Source organism: Pseudomonas sp. CHM02, assembly GCF_000612585.1.
Taxonomy (GTDB): Bacteria; Pseudomonadota; Gammaproteobacteria; order Pseudomonadales; family Pseudomonadaceae; genus Aquipseudomonas.
This window is the reverse complement of sequence record NZ_JFCA01000003.1, coordinates 91,022-106,016: the sequence shown is the minus strand read 5'-3', so window position 1 is coordinate 106,016 and position 14,995 is coordinate 91,022. Positions and strand designations below refer to the sequence as shown.

General features: G+C 62.2%; 12 protein-coding genes. 6 read left to right on the top strand and 6 right to left on the bottom strand.

Features of this window, described 5'->3' with window-relative positions:
• Window positions 1–61: 61 nt before the first annotated feature.
• Window positions 62–1,156 carry a zinc-dependent alcohol dehydrogenase family protein gene (locus BM70_RS0102585; protein ID WP_256220869.1) on the bottom strand — a complete coding sequence of 365 codons (1,095 nt, stop codon included), beginning with the start codon at window positions 1,154–1,156 and terminating at the stop codon, window positions 62–64.
• A 221-nt stretch (window positions 1,157–1,377) separates the two neighbouring features.
• Here BM70_RS0102585 and BM70_RS0102580 point away from each other — a divergent pair, with 221 nt between their 5' ends.
• The 3 genes from BM70_RS0102580 to BM70_RS0102570 are packed head-to-tail and all read left to right on the top strand — an operon-like array spanning window position 1,378 to window position 3,349.
• Complete coding sequence (locus BM70_RS0102580; protein ID WP_256220868.1) at window positions 1,378–1,878, top strand: cupin domain-containing protein; 501 nt, start codon at window positions 1,378–1,380, stop codon at window positions 1,876–1,878.
• A complete protein-coding gene (locus BM70_RS0102575) occupies window positions 1,875–2,933 on the top strand; it encodes an L-dopachrome tautomerase-related protein (RefSeq protein WP_025854546.1) in 1,059 nt (352 codons plus the stop codon). Before BM70_RS0102580 ends, BM70_RS0102575 begins: the two co-directional genes overlap by 4 nt.
• Window positions 2,930–3,349 (top strand): SRPBCC family protein, encoded by a 420-nt coding sequence (locus tag BM70_RS0102570; RefSeq protein WP_025854545.1) that lies wholly within the window; start codon window positions 2,930–2,932, stop codon window positions 3,347–3,349. Before BM70_RS0102575 ends, BM70_RS0102570 begins: the two co-directional genes overlap by 4 nt.
• Here BM70_RS0102570 and BM70_RS0102565 read toward each other — a convergent pair.
• Both BM70_RS0102565 and BM70_RS0102560 read right to left on the bottom strand, forming a co-directional pair.
• The gene (locus BM70_RS0102565) at window positions 3,346–4,248 is read right to left on the bottom strand and encodes a LysR family transcriptional regulator (protein WP_025854544.1); all 903 of its coding nucleotides are present in this window, start codon (window positions 4,246–4,248) and stop codon (window positions 3,346–3,348) included. The genes BM70_RS0102570 and BM70_RS0102565 overlap by 4 nt on opposite strands.
• 72 nt (window positions 4,249–4,320) lie before the next feature.
• Window positions 4,321–5,247: a LysR family transcriptional regulator gene (locus BM70_RS0102560; protein ID WP_025854543.1), complete on the bottom strand. Its 927-nt coding sequence runs from the start codon at window positions 5,245–5,247 to the stop codon at window positions 4,321–4,323.
• 111 nt (window positions 5,248–5,358) lie between these two features.
• Here BM70_RS0102560 and BM70_RS0102555 point away from each other — a divergent pair, with 111 nt between their 5' ends.
• Together BM70_RS0102555 and BM70_RS0102550 are read left to right on the top strand one after the other, a co-directional pair.
• Complete coding sequence (locus tag BM70_RS0102555) at window positions 5,359–6,207, top strand: type 1 glutamine amidotransferase domain-containing protein (RefSeq protein ID WP_025854542.1); 849 nt, start codon at window positions 5,359–5,361, stop codon at window positions 6,205–6,207.
• A 129-nt stretch (window positions 6,208–6,336) separates the two neighbouring features.
• Complete coding sequence (locus BM70_RS0102550; RefSeq protein WP_025854541.1) at window positions 6,337–7,263, top strand: TIGR03571 family LLM class oxidoreductase; 927 nt, start codon at window positions 6,337–6,339, stop codon at window positions 7,261–7,263.
• Between the two features lie 96 nt (window positions 7,264–7,359).
• Here the strand turns inward: BM70_RS0102550 and BM70_RS0102545 are convergent, their stop codons facing one another.
• Both BM70_RS0102545 and BM70_RS0102540 read right to left on the bottom strand, forming a co-directional pair.
• A complete protein-coding gene (locus BM70_RS0102545) occupies window positions 7,360–8,007 on the bottom strand; it encodes an HD domain-containing protein (protein WP_025854540.1) in 648 nt (215 codons plus the stop codon).
• Window positions 8,008–8,196: 189 nt separating this feature from the next.
• Complete coding sequence (locus BM70_RS0102540) at window positions 8,197–8,637, bottom strand: carboxymuconolactone decarboxylase family protein (protein ID WP_025854539.1); 441 nt, start codon at window positions 8,635–8,637, stop codon at window positions 8,197–8,199.
• A 107-nt stretch (window positions 8,638–8,744) separates the two neighbouring features.
• On the opposite strand from BM70_RS0102540, the gene BM70_RS0102535 reads away from it, so the two are divergent.
• The gene (locus tag BM70_RS0102535; RefSeq protein ID WP_025854538.1) at window positions 8,745–9,683 is read left to right on the top strand and encodes a LysR family transcriptional regulator; all 939 of its coding nucleotides are present in this window, start codon (window positions 8,745–8,747) and stop codon (window positions 9,681–9,683) included.
• Between the two features lie 28 nt (window positions 9,684–9,711).
• On the opposite strand, the gene BM70_RS31070 is transcribed toward BM70_RS0102535, so the two are convergent.
• Window positions 9,712–14,859, bottom strand: coding sequence for a YadA-like family protein (locus BM70_RS31070; RefSeq protein ID WP_025854537.1), 5,148 nt, complete (start codon window positions 14,857–14,859; stop codon window positions 9,712–9,714).
• Between the last annotated feature and the right edge of the window lie 136 nt (window positions 14,860–14,995).

The window sequence follows — 14,995 nt, the reverse complement described above, 5'->3', positions numbered from 1 at the left end:
AGGCAAAAAAAGATGGCCTTCCAGCCATCTTCTTAACTAAGTAAACGTTAAAGAACGCGCCTCAAAACTCAATCACCTGACGCACCGCACTGCCATCGTGCAAACGGTCGAAACCTTCGTTGATGTCGTCGAGTTTCAGCCGGCCACTCAGCAACCGATCCACCGGCAAGCGGCCATCGCGGTACAGCGCAATGAAGCGTGGAATATCACGCAACGGCACGCAGGTGCCGATATAGCTGCCCTTGAGCGTGCGCTCCTCGCCCACCAGTTGCACGACGTTGACCGGCAGCGCCGAGTCCGGTGGCGGCAGGCCGGCGGTCACGGTCATGCCGCCGCGCCGGGTCATGTGCATGGCGTTATCCAGCGCGCGGATGGAGCCGGCCATTTCAAACACATAGTCGGCACCGCCAGCCGTCAATTGGCGCACCTGCTCGACGGCGTCCGCATCGCCGCCATTGACCACGGCGGTCGCACCGACCGCCTTGGCCAGCGCGAGTTTTGCCGGCGACAGGTCCACCGCAATGATCTGGCTGGCACCCGCGGCCCTTGCGCCCAGCACCGCCGCCAGGCCCACGCCGCCAAGGCCGATCACCACGGCCGTGGAGCCCACGCGCAGTTGCGCGGTATTGACCACCGCGCCAACCCCGGTGAGTACCGCACAGCCAAACAACGCAGCTTCTACGAACGGCAAATCGCGGTCGATCTTGACCACCGAGTTGCGCGACACCACCGCGTATTCGGCAAACGCCGACACGCCCAGGTGGTGATGAACCTGCCCGGTCGCGCTGTTCAAGCGCACCGAGCCGTTGATCAAGGTGCCTGCCGCATTCGCCTTGGCACCCGGCTCGCACAGGGCCGGACGGCCTTCGGCGCAGGGCAGGCAGTGGCCGCAACTGGGCATGAAGACCATGACCACGTGATCACCCGGTTCGAGGTCGCTGACCCCGTCGCCCAAGGCTTCAACCACCCCGGCCGCTTCATGGCCGAGCGCCATGGGCATGGGGCGCGGGCGGTCGCCATTGATCACCGACAGGTCGGAATGACACAGCCCGGCAGCGCGGATTCGCACCAGCACTTCCCCCGGCCCGGGCGGCGCCAGCTCGACGGTCTCGATGCTGATCGGCTTGCTCTGCGCGTACGGCGGGGCAACGTTCATGTGTCTCAGGACAGCAGCTCGGACTTGCATCGTGTGTCTCCAACGCAGCGGGATCGATAATGGATAGACCCCACTATGCCCCATGCGATCCCTGGCAAAAATGCATCGCCGGGCGCAGCAGTTTGGAATTGAATTCGCAACCCGCGGCTGTCGACAGCTGTTATTTGAATTCCCAGATCTTGTGCGCGCGCGCGGCATTCTCCCGCCACGGTGCACTGCTTATGCTGAACCCACACACGATCACCGCGCTGAACACAGTGCGCCTGAATGAGGGTTTCATGATGTCCGAAGCAACCCCACGCAAAAAACTGGTCGAGGCCGCCCCCCACGCCTCGTTCGACTTGAATGCCATCGTCAAGACCTTCCCCGAGAACGCCGACACCCTGCTGGTGGATACCCGCCTGACCGACGAAGACGAAGCCAGCGGCCGCGTGTTCCGGGTGTATCACCCGACCCCGGCGCATTACCACGCCACGTGCGACGAGTACCTGATCATCCTGTCCGGGCGCGCACGCTTTTTCATGGGCGACCGCGAACCGTTCGAAGTGGGCCCCGGCGAGATGCTGTTCTTCAAGAAGTTCACCATCCACGGCATGCCGGAAATCCTTGAGCACCCCCTGTTCATGGTCTCGGTCGATACGCCACGGCGCGACCCCAGCGACATCATTTTCGTCGACCCGGCCGCCGGTACCGCCGCGTCCTTTGTGCAGGCGCTCAAATGAACGCCCCGGCCCTGGAGGTCGTGGCGACCTTCGCGGTCGAGCGGCCGGGCAACCCCACGGTCATGCCGGACGGACGCGTGCTGGTGTCCGTCTGCGCAATCATCGCGCCGCCGTTCTCGGTGCGCGCCGTGACCGCAGACGGCCTGCACCCGCCATACCCCAATGAACGCTGGGCGGGCAAGCCCGACGCCCAGGGCCATGGCATGTCGGCGGTCATCGGTATCCGTACCGACCCACAAGGCATCGTGTGGATCCTCGACATGGGTGGCCCGCAGCAACAGCCACGCCTGATCGCCTGGAACGACCGGGAAAACCGCCTGCAACGCCTGATCGTACTGCCGCAGAATGTGCTGCGCCCCAGCTCCTTCACCCAGGACTTCGTGATCGACTGGCGCCGTCAGCGCATCTACATCGCCGACATGACCATGAACCCATCGGGCGCCAGCGATTACCCGGCGATTATCGTGGTCGACCTGCAAACCGGGCTGTCATGGCGCGCGCTGGAGAGCCATCCGGCGTTGATGCCGGGGGACGCGCCGCTGCAGATCGCGGGGAAAACCCTGGCGCTGCGCACGCCTCAAGGCGAAGTGATTCCGTACCGCTATGGCCTGAACCCGATCGCCATCGACCCGTTGGGCCGCTGGGTGTATTTCGGTTCGATGTCGGCGCGCAAGGTCTATCGGATTGCCACGCAGCAACTGGCGCAGCCGGCCAGCGTCGCGGCACTGGACGATGCGGTGGAGTACTGGTGCGAGAAACCGTTCTGCGACGGTTTTGACGTGGACGCCGAGGGCAATGTCTACGTGACCGATATCGCCAACAACGCCATCGGCGTCGCCTCCCCGGCCGGCTACCGCATCCTGGCCCAGGACGATCAACTGCTCGGCTGGCCGGATGGCGTCGAGCTGGATGCCCAGGGCCAATGGCTCTATATCACGGCCAACCAACTGCACCGTCACCCCTTGCTCAATGCAGGTGAAGACGACAGCCGGCCCCCCTTCCATGTTTTGCGTCTGAGAGTGGACGCGCCAATGAACCCACAGGTGAAACCATGAGTGAAGTCCGTATTTCGATTGCCATTGCACGCCCTGTCGACGAAGTCTGGTCGGTGCTCGGCGGCTACGATTGGCTGCCGCGCTGGCTGGACGCAATTGTCAGCAGCAACCTCAGCGACGGCGGGCGCCTGCGGCATCTGAAAACCGCTGCCGGAGCGGTGATTGTCGAGCGCTTGCTGACCTTTGACGAGGACGCCCGGCAGTACAGCTATGCCTTGCTCGAAGGCCCATCGCCGGTGATCGACTATGTCGGCACCATGGCGGCCAAGGACGACGGCAAGGGCGGTACGCTGGCAAGCTGGTCGAGTACCTTTATCGTCCAGGGTGCAGTGGAGTCAGAGGTCGTCGCGCATTTTGAAGCGCTGTATGCCGCCGGGCTGCAAGGCCTCAAGCGCGTAGTCGAAGCACAGGCTTAACCGCGCGTCATAAAGGCCTGCAAGCGCGGCACCATGAAGTCGAGGAAGGTGCGGATACGTTGGGGCACGTGCTGGCCGCCCTGGTACAGCGCGTGGACTTCCTCGCAATCATGGCCGTTGTGCGCCAGCAACTCGACCAGGCGCCCGGCGGCAATGTCCTCGTCGATGTGAAAGTCCGCCAGGCGCGCAATGCCGGCACCGGCAATCGCCATGCGCCGGACCGTCTCGCCGTTATTGGCTTGCAGGTTGCCCTGGACGATGCGATCCACGATACGGCCGCTCTGATTCATCGGCCATACCGGCGTCGCACGACGGAAGTTGAAGCTCAGGCAGTTGTGCTCGCTGAGGGCTTCGAGGGTTTCAGGCACACCGTGTTTTTCCAGGTACAGCGGTGAAGCGACGATCTTGCGTCGCGCTACGCCAATGGTCCGCGCGCGCAGTGTCGAATCGTTCAATACACCGACCCGGAACGCGACATCGGTGCGGTCCAGGTACATATCGACGATGTCATCGCACAGCGACAGGTTGATCTGGATATTCGGGTGGGCGTCCCAGAACGCCGGTAGGTTGGGCTCGATCGCCAGCGTGCCGAAGGCCACCGACGCGTTGATCCGCACGGTTCCACGCGCTTTCTGGGCGCCCTGGGCCAACACGCGTTCGACATCGTCGAGATCGGCCAGCAAGGCAATACTGCGCTCGTAATAGATACGGCCTTCATCGGTCAGCGACAGTTTGCGCGTCGAGCGCTCCAGCAGGCGCACGCCCAGGCGCAGTTCCAGACGCACAATCAGTTTGCTGACGGTCGAGGGCGTCATCAGCATCTGGCGGGCGGCCTGGGAAAAACTGCCAGCGTCGACCACGCGAACAAACACCGACATCTCACCTGCTCTGTTATCCACGTTCGTTGCTCCACTGACTGATTAGTGAAAAATTATCACAAACGCCTGGGGTACAAACGTCGATATACCGGCCTACTGTTCACTTGTCTTATGAATCGGATTCACCTCGCGAGTGAGGAAGTCGATCAAGGCCCGAGCCGCCGCCGACAACTGCCGATGGGGCGGAAAAATCACCGAGAACGGGCGCGAACGTCCTACCGCCTGTTCCAGCAATGGCACCAGGCGTCCGCTCTGGATGCGCTCCCGCACAATAAACACGTAGGTCTGGCAGATGCCCATGCCGTGTTCGGCCAGGGACACGATACCCAGCACATCGTCGGACACCTGGATCGCCGCTTCCGGCAACCACTCCCGGTCATTCCCCTGCTCGCGAAACAGCCACGGGCTGACGCGCCCGGTGCTGGGCATCACAAAGGGCAGACAGGCATGCCCAACCAGATCATCCACGCTCAACGGCGAGCCGGCGCGGCGCAGGTAGTCGGGCGCGGCGACCACGCACAGCGACGCATCCTCCAGCTTGCGCCCGATCAGGCCGCTGTCCGGTAACGGCCCCAGGCGAATCGCCAGGTCAAAACCTTCGGCCACCAGGTCGACATTGCGGTTGCTGATGCTCAGTTCGATGCGCACCTGCGGGTACTGCCGGTTGAATTCGCACAGCAAGGGCGGCAGCCGGTAGTGGCCATACGTGGTCGGTACGCTGAGACGGACTCGGCCGGTCAGCGCGCCCTCCTGCCCCTGGATCGAGCGTTCGGCCGTGTCGATCAACGAAAAGGCCGCACGGGACTGTTCGAGGTAAAGCACGCCGGCCTGGGTCAGGCTCAAGCGACGTGTGGTGCGCCTTAACAGTTGCACGCCGAGGCGCGTTTCCAGGCGTGAAATCGCACGGCTGACCACCGACGGCGTCGTCGCCAGAAACACCGCCCCCGCACTCAAGGAGCCTTTTTCCACCACGGTGACGAAGACTTCTACATCTGCAAGATAATCGAATCGACGACTCACCTTTGCCTCCAACGAACAGGTGCTGTTCCAGGCAGCGAGTTTATCGCCACTCCAGGCATGAATATAGTGCGCCCAGCCATCCGGCTCCTTTCTTCTCAATGAGGACATCCCATGCGCACGCTCAGCCGACTCGCCCTGGCAATGGCAGTTTTCACCACGGCACTTCACGCCCAGGCCAGCAATGTTCTGGTGGTGCTGTCAGACGCCGACCATCTGGACCTCAAGGACAACCAGGTATTCTCCACCGGTTTTTACCTGAACGAATTGATGCAGCCGGTGAAACTGCTGCTCGACGCCGGGCATTCAGTGACCTTTGCAACACCCACGGGCAAGGCGCCGACGCTGGATAAATCCTCTACCGACAAAGCGTATTTCAACAATGACGTGGCCGCCTTGCAGGCGCACAAGGCGTTGCTGGAACAGCTCAAGATCACCTCGCCGGGTGAATCACCGGTGATCAGCTTGTCGCGGGTCGAACAGATCGGCTACGAGCACTTCGACGCGGTGTACGTGCCAGGCGGCCACGCCCCGATGCAAGACCTGCTGCACAGTGCCGAGCTGGGCAAGCTGTTGAACCACTTCCATGCCAATAACAAGACCACTGCCCTGGTCTGCCACGGGCCGATCGCCCTGCTGTCGACGCTGCCCGACGCGGCGGCGTTCACTCGGCAACTGGAAAACGGCAACCCGGCACCGGCCTCCGGCTGGACCTACGCTGGCTATCAATTCACGGTCATCAGCAACCAGGAAGAAGAAATCGCCAAGGGCCTGCTGAACGGCGGCACCATGAAGTTCTACCCACAGACTGCGCTGCAACAGGCCGGTGGCACCTACAGCAGCAACACCTCGCCGTGGACCAGCCATGTGGTGATCGACCGCGAACTGGTGACCGGGCAGAACCCGGCGTCGGCGCTGGATGTGGGCAAGGCGATCCTCAAACGGCTGCCGGCCAAGCCCTGATCGCCCAGCTGTGCATTTCGCTCAAGAGTATTGTGCGCGCTGACGCATTTTTCTCCCGCCCAGGGGCAGGGATACTACGGCGCATCAACCGTAGTAACGCCCTGCCTTGAGCACGGCGAAGGAGACTGGATGAACACTCACTTTCAACGCTTGCTCGGCCCGACCCACTTCTCGATCGGCCTGGAGCTGCCGCTGGACAACGACTGGTCCACCGATGGCCAGCGCCTGCGCGTTGCCGAGCAACGCCCCTTTGGCGTCCCCGATATCAAGCAGCACGCCGAACTCGCGCGGCTGGCAGACAGCGTCGGCTTTCGTGCCCTCTGGGTACGCGACGTGCCCGTCTACGATCCCCACTTCGGCGACGCCGCGCAGGTGTTCGAGACCTTCTCATACCTGGGCTACCTGGCAGGCATCACTGAAAACATCATGCTCGGCACCGCCGCCGTGGTGTTGCCCTTGCGCCAACCCTGGCTGACCCTCAAGGCCGCCAACAGCATCGATGAGTTGAGTAACGGGCGACTGCTGCTTGGCGTGGCCAGCGGCGACCGGCCGATGGAATACCCGCTGTTCGGTGTCGACTATGACCAGCGCGGCGCGCTGTTTCGCAGCGCCGTCGAACTGCTGAAAACCCAAGGCGCCGGCCACCTGCCCGAAGGCGCCGAGTTGTTGCCGCAACGCGAAGAAGCCTTCCCGCTACTGGTGGCCGGGCTTGGCCAACAATCGCCGAACTGGATCGGCGAGCATATGGGCGGCTGGCTCGCCTACCCCGGAACCGCTCAGGAACACCAGCGCCGCGTACGTCTGTGGCGCGAAGTGGGGGGTGACAAGCCGTACATCACCTTCCTGCACCTGGACCTGGAAGCCGACCCGCATGCACCGCTGAAAGCGCTGCGTTTCGGCGGGCGTGGCGGGCGAAATGCGTTGATCGAAGAACTGCATGCACTGCGTGAAGCCGGAGTGCAACATGTGGGCTTGCACCTGCGCCACAGTGGCCGGCCGATCGTGGCGGTGATGGAAGAGCTGGCGGAGTATGTGCTGCCGGTGTTTCATGAATAGTGCGTAGCCGTCGAACAATTAGTGGATGATTGGGTGCGGGTTCCATTGTTGGGCCTAACGCACTGACGCGATGTTTTGCATGGATAGGCTGTCGGCCTATCCATGCTCCCAATGCGAACACAGAATGATGCTGCACAGATTTGCTCGCTTGAAATCCGGCTCCTTGAATGCCAGGAAGTCATCGTTGAACGTGCCAAAGGTGCTTTGAGGTCGATGTTTCATGCCTTGGTAAAATTCATCGATCATTCTGTGAGCAAATCCGGCCTCTCTTGGATAGGCCGAAATGACCGCATTACGCTGTTCTTCGGTAAATTCTTCAAACCCACGCCCTGCCACATCCATTCCCGCACCGGCCTGTAGCAGGGCAATCTCTGAATGCATGTGTTCCGCAATGCCCGGTGTCGTATGCAGCGCGATCGCGTTCCAGACTTTATCCAGGTCCGTCACGCATACGCCATGACCGCGCAGAAAGTCCCGCGCGGCATTGGCGCCGTCCACTTCAAAACGCAGTTGGCTGTGGTGATACTTCGCTGTCAGACCTAGATCATGGAACATCGCCGCGGTATAGAGCAGCTCAGCGTCAAAAACCAGGTCCTTGCGCGCGCCTGCCAATGCCGCCCAAAAGTAGACGCGTGTGGAGTGAGAAAACAATAAATCACTTTCGCTATCGCGAATGAGCTGGGTCACTTCGCGTGCTAACTGGCTGTCGGGAATTGTTACATCGAAACGCTTGGTCAGTGTCATGGCTACTTGCTCTCCACTCTGCAAACACGTTCTGGTCGGGCTTGAGAAAAGTCTGGGAACCGGGAAGCGCAGCACGCTACTGGAGGGAAGCCATTGGCATGTGTGGACGCTGCCGGGTCCAGTGCGGATCCCCCATCGCCCTACCGCAGAGCATCAGCGCTTCAAGTCCAGAATGTGCATTTGCCCCGCTTATTCCGGTTGCATTGCGAAGCCAACGCCAAAGCGATTCCAGGCGTTGATACTCGCAATCACAAAAGTCAACTCGGCCAGTTCCTGGTCATTGAAAGCGGCGGCGACTTCTGCGTAGATATCATCTGGTGCATGAGTCGTTGCGACCAGCGTAAGCGTCTCGGTCCATAACAGCGCTGCGCGCTCCTGCTCGCTGAAGAACGACGTTTCCTTCCACGCACTCAACGCCACCAGGCGCCGTAATGTTTCCCCTTGCCTGGAGGCATCGTTGGTATGCCTATCAATGCAGTAGGCGCAGCCGTTGAGTTGGGAAGCGCGGATCCGTACCAACTCCCGCAGGCTGGGTGGAAGCACCGATTCCGAAGCGGCTTTGTCCATCCCCATCATGGCTTTCATTGCCTGCGGGGCAGCGACGTAATAGTTGAGGCGTTTTGAAGTCATGTCTCTCTCCCGTCAACCGAAGATTCGGTCCAGGAGCGACTGTATTGCCTGAGACTAACTAGATAAACTAGGGCAAATCGACTTCATTGTGCGAGATCCCGGATAATATGGCTTTTGATCGATTGGAGGCGATGCGTGCCTTTTGCCGGATCGTCGAAACTGGAAGTTTCACTCGCGCGGCGCAAGCATTAAACGTGGCGAAAACGACGATATCAGGCCAGATACAGGGCCTTGAGTCGCTATTGTCGGTAAAGCTGCTGCACAGAACCACTCGAAGGGTAACTCCCACCCCAGACGGTACCGCTTACTATCAGCGTGCGCGCACAGTGCTTGATGATATCGACGAACTGGAAGTTTCGATTTCGCAGAGTCGTACCGAGCCGCGTGGGAGGGTGCGTGTGGAGATGCCTTCTCCGCTCGGAACATGTCTTGTCATTCCATCACTGCCTGACTTTTCGACGTTGCATCCGAATATTCAACTGGACATCGGCTGCAGCGAGCGCGTGATCGACCTCGTGCAAGAAGGCATTGATTGTGCGTTTCGAGGGGGGCCGATCACGGATCAGGGACTCGTGTGTCGCCTGGTAGGACAAATGCGCTTCTGCCTGTGTGCGTCACCCACTTATCTGCGCAATGCCCCTCCGATAGTGAAGCCTGATGACTTACTGCACCACCGGTACCTCGGCTTTACATTTCCGGGTTCGGGCAAACCGCTGAAACCCGTGCTGGAGAGCGCGGGTAGAACCTTCTCGATTGATCAGCTTCCCGCAATGCGTTTTAACCATGGGGACGCCTACATGACCGCGGGACTGTCAGGGCTTGGCATTGTTTCAGTGCCCCTGGCGCAAGCCAATCCGCACCTTCAGTCCGGCCAGTTGGTGCAGGTTCTTCCTGACTGGGCCGTAGGTGGCATGCCCATCAGTCTTGTCTACCCCCACTCGCGGCGCTTGTCAGCGAGAGTGAGGGTCTTTGTTGACTGGGCAACAGCGCTCATGGCTGATGATCCTCACTGGAGGGTGAGTACCCCTGACATAACGGCACGCTAAGAAGATTTCCTATGCTAACGGCGTGTAATTACCAATGATATCCAAGGCCTACGGTAAGTCCGAAATCGCCCTGCGCGGTACCCGCCCCGGTCGCACGATAGGTCCACCTGCCCCCCCTGGAACGCGCCGTCAGCCCGACGGCCAAAGCGGGCTGGCCCTCGTACACAGCTGTTGCCATGGCCACCATCGACTTGCCCGGCGAAGAAGCCACAGGCAACCCGGCGGTCGCCATTACTGTCGCAATACCAGCGTATACATCCTGCCGCAGGCTTCCGAGCCGACGGTCGGTATATGCATTGGCATCACTTAGCGACCGATTGGCGGCTTGATTGGAAAGCCGAGTCGACTGGCGGAAATTCACAGCATCCGTGCCTCGCGTAGCTTCGGCCACATGGATGATTTGACGCTCGGCACCATATGCGCCGACAGCCACGCTATCAGCCCGCGTGACGTGTGACCCCGCCCCCAGCGCCACGCTATTTGCCGCATCTGCGTTTGCCTGCGGGCCCAGTGCAGTGCTCTGGTCAGCCCGCGCAGTGGCGCCGCCACCGGTGGCAACACTGCGCTCGCCTTCGGCTTGGGCCTGTGCGCCGATCGCCACGGAATGGCTACCTGAACGGGTGGATGCGCTTTCACCGATTTCAGTCACATCCACGGCGACGCCGGAAGATTGCCGGTCTAGTTGCTTGACCTGCTGATTCACTGCCTCCAACTGGCGCCCGTTGACTGCATCGCCGCTGGTCGAACTGACCTCGCCGTCCTCAACGCCGCCAAGCGTGCGCAGGCCTTGGCTGCCGCCGATATCGAACCGTGCCCCGTCAGTGGCGCCGGCCAACTGTATGTCACGGCTGACCGGATCCTGGCGGGCCAGCCCCACCTCACCACCATCCATTTGTTTACGTAGCGAATCTGTTTGCGCACTGACTGCGTTCGATTGGTCATCGGCCACCACCACGCGCTCGTTGAGCAGATCGAATGCCTGCCCGATGGTGTCGGCGTTGATCGACTCGGCGCCAGCCCCCTTCTGGCCAGGCTGCGTCACTGTATAGGTGGGCGCCCCCGTCGAACCGTCGGCATTCACACTCGCGCCGCCGCCCACGGCGGTAGCGAACGCCTGGTCATGGGCTCGAGCGGCGCTCTGGATGTGCTCGAGTACGGTTTCTCCTGGGGCTATACCTTGCAGCCGCGTGGCCGATTGGTCCGCGACGTGGCCGGCAATACTCGCGCGAGTGTGTGCCGCGTCAGCGTCGCCTCGGGCGATTGCGACGACGGTTTGAACAGCCGTGGCACTTTCCTTTGCGGCGTCTGCGCGGGTGTGGGCAATGACGGCAGCGTCCGTTGCACCGACGGCGGCGCTTTGCGCTCGATCTGCCACGGCATGGCCCGTCTGGGCAATGCTGTGGGCCGACAGCGCAGCGCGATCGGCCTGATCCAACTGGTCCTTGTTCACCGCGTCGGCTTGCGCGCGTCCTGGCGCCAGTTGGGCTATGCGCACCGGTTCACTGGATGAGTGGCCACGGCCAGCGGTATAGGCTGCATCAACGCCAACCCATTGCAACGTGTCATCGCGCAGGCCCTGAATATCACCACCAAGTGCCTCCAGCGCAGTGGACTGGGTAAGTACGGCGTCGTTGAGCGTGGAGATATTGCTCGCCACCGCGTTCAGCGCATCACCCGCATTGTCGTGGCCAACTGCAGGCTGAACACTGCCATCAGCAGCAGTCACGGAAATGCCATAGGCAGGCGCCGTGGGTTGGCCTTGGGCGTCCAAGGTGGAGCCGCCGCCCAGTAACCGGGTGACAGCCTCCCGCCCGAGGCCCGCAGCCGCTGTTACTGCCGCATCAAGGTATTGCACCACGGTCTGCTCGGTGTCCAGGCCGGCGAGTTGGACGGTAACCACATCAGCAGTGGAGTGAGCGGCGTTGGCAGTGCCCTGGGCATTGTCGGCCGCTCGCTGGGCGTCCGCCGCAGCACTCAACGCCGAGCTTGCCCTCGCCTGCGCTGCAAAGGCGCGGTGGTTTGCCTCAGTTGCAACGCCTTGCGTCTGATCGGCATCCGACTGCGCTGCGACGGCTGCATTCATCGCGTCGATGCTGGTACGGGCGGCTTGCTGCGCCGTAGTGTGGGCTGTGTCAGCCGTACGCTGCGCCGTGTTCGCCGCATCCACAGCAGCATTGGCGCTGCCCTGGGCCGTCCGGGCCTTCTCATCGACCTTCGATGCGATAAGCAACGCATGGTCGGCAGCGCCCTGCGCGGTCTGTGCAGCCGTCTGTGCGGTGGATGCAGCGGCCAACACAACGTTAGCCTTGACTTGAGTGTCCTGCGCAGCTTGCTGTGCGCCGGACGCCGCAGCGGAAGCGGTATCGGCGGTACCATGGGCAGCCTGGGCGGAAGTCTGCGCGCCAGTGGCGAGGCTCAGCGCTCGACTGGCGGTAGTGTCGGCGGCGTTGGCAGCTTCTTGTGCTATCGAAGCTGCGCCCAGTGCTGTGTCGGCACGGTTGCGCGCAGCCATGGCGGTGTTACTCGCATTGCCAGCCAAGCCCTGCGCAGCGCCCGCGGTGTCCTGCGCGGCATCCGCAGACCGCTGCGCCTGCACGGCTGAAGACAACGCGACGTCGGCGGTGCCTTGAGCCCCGTCAGTGGTGGCCTGAGCGCTTTCCAGCACACCCAACGCGCTGTCTGCGCTACGCCGGGCGACATTGGCCAGGTCTTGGGCAGAAGCGGCGGTGTCGTGAGCGGTTTTTGCGCTGCCCAGGGCATTCTGCGCATTAGTTTGCGCGGTAGCGGCCGCCGCACCTGCCGAATCGGCTGTTTGCCAGGCGGTGGCGGCCGTTGTCTCGGCGGCGGTTGCCGCGCCCAGTGCTACGTTGGCTGAAACCTGCGCCGAACCGGTCGCGTTGAGCGCGTCAGCAGCCGTGTCCTGGGCTCTGTCAGCCATGTTTCTAGCGAGCTCGCCGGCCCCCTGGGCGGACGACGCGGCACCCGCGGCCTGATCGGCGATGTCCTGAGCGGCAGCCGCCGCATCCTGTACCGCTCCCGCCACGCTCAGGGCCTGGCCAGCAGCGGCTTGCGCGGTATCAGCGGCCATTTCGGCACCCTTGCCCGCAGTCACGGCGGCGTCCGCAGCGCGCTGTGCGCCATCGGCTGCCTCCTGTGCACTTGAAGCCGCAGTGGCAGCCTGGTCCGTCCGGTCCTGTGCAGCCGCTGCAGCGGCCTGCGCCGAAGTGACCGCATCCGAGGCGGCGTCAGCTGAGCCGAGCGCAGTATTTGCAACGGCCGTGGCGTGGTCCACAGTATTTTCCGCTTCTTTGACACGCGTTTGAGCGCCAGCGGCGAGTGCCTGCGCCGTGTTTGCACTGCTTTGTGCGCCCGTAGCGACCTCCTGAGCGATCTGCGCTGACCTCTGAGCGCTTGCCGCAGCAATATCGGCACGCGCTGCCACAGCTTGCGCATTGGTAGCAGACGCACCGGCCTTGCTGGCGGCGCTCGCCGCAGCGTCCGCACTGTTTTGGGCGAAATTGGCGGCTTCAAGTGCACTCGCCGCGTCCTGCGATGCACTATTGGCCCGTACCAACGACGAGTCGGCGGCTTCCCTTGCGGCCAATGACTCCTGACGAGCCTTGTCCACGGCAACGTTGGCGGTGTCAGCCGCCTGTTGTGCACGCAAGGCACTGCTCTCAACATCCGCCAACTGACCTTTGTTGACGGCGTCGGTGGCTACCACACCGGCTGCCATATTGATAATAGACGTGGGCACACCAGCGTCCCGGTCAGCGTCATAAACACCGCTCTGCGGGTTCCAGTAAAACTTTCTCGTCGCCCTTAACTGCTGGGCTTTTTCCGAAGTATCCAGGGCGGTGTCGAACACTTCACCCATGTGGGCATCGCTGACTTTGTGCGCCTTGTCCAAGGCCGCCAGCGCCCCCAACAGCGTGGTGGGTGACGGCGTTCCCGGGGCCAGGCTGGTCAGTCCAAGCGGTGCCGGCACCACCCGGTTGCCCTGGGCTAGCGGGCCGGTTCCCAATGCCTGTGCCACCGACTCACCGGCTGTGGTCTCACGCGCCCCCAGGCGCCGAACCGCCTCGTATCCCGAGAACAATTGGGCGCCGTTAATGGCATCGGTACTCGTGGCGGTCACGGCGCCTGGCGCGACAAAAATCCATTGACGCAGCCGTGCCGCGCTGCCACCGCTGACCGTAGCGACAGCGCTGCTGCGGTCAAAGGAATAAGCGTGCCCGTTAAGGCTCACGGACGCGACTTCGCGCAGATCATCAGTGGCCGAGAAGCTGCCGAGCGCGACGCCTGCATTCTGGGGGGCTTGGGCGCTGTAGCCGAGCGCCAGGCTTTCGAGGTTGGACGCGCTCGCGTTCCTGCCGATCGCCACCGCGTTATCCCCTCGCGATACCGCGAATCGACCGCCAGCGAAAGCGCCCGCGCCGCCAGCCTGTGCACTGGCGCCGAGTGTAGTGGCGTAAGTACCTGAAGCCGTGGACGCCGAACCGAATGCGGTACTGAACGTATTGGAGGCCGTAGCAGTATTGCCAAACGACAGCGCATACGGATTTTGTGCCTTGGCGAGCAGGCCGAAGGCCATGGTCCAAGGGGCGGTACTCTCGGCGCCGCGGCCAAAGGCAAAGCCGCCATCAGTGGCCAGTGCGCTGCCAACTCTGTCGCCCGTCTGGCCGATCGTGATGCTGCCGTTTGCACCTCCCAACATCAGCCGCCCGCTGTTGATATACAGCTCCCCACCCAAGGAAAGCGAGGTTGCGCCAACACCCGGTGTCTCCGAAGGGCGAAAGAACATCACACTGTCGGTTTGGCCCCTCTTGACGCTCGAGTCGCATCGCGCCGATTGACTATCCTTGAAGTTCAAGCTTTCGCTCAAATAGGCTCTGTCGGCCGCGGCGCCCGCAATGTAACTACTTTGGGGGTCATTGAGGCTGACGCATTCGCCGCTGTCATTGCCGTTGATGTGTACGCCGTTGCCTGCGCGGACATCGGACACGCCCAGCAGTGCCGAAATACCGGTAAGGGTCAGCAGGCCGAGGATCGGCCAACCGCACGATGTCACCGTAAACGGGTGGCAATAGAAGGCGCGAATAAGGGAACGAAGTAGGTTGAGAGGAACAGCATGTAGACAAGCGACCTGCGAATCGAAACGCAATGTGACTTTCACGATGACTTACCTGAGACATTGACGGATGCGTCGAACCGAAACCAGGCACCATGGCAATCCGATGGCTGAGACGGGTTCCACGAGCGGTAGCCGCTGCGAAAGCGGGCAATGATTACTGAGGGTTATTGTGGGCAGC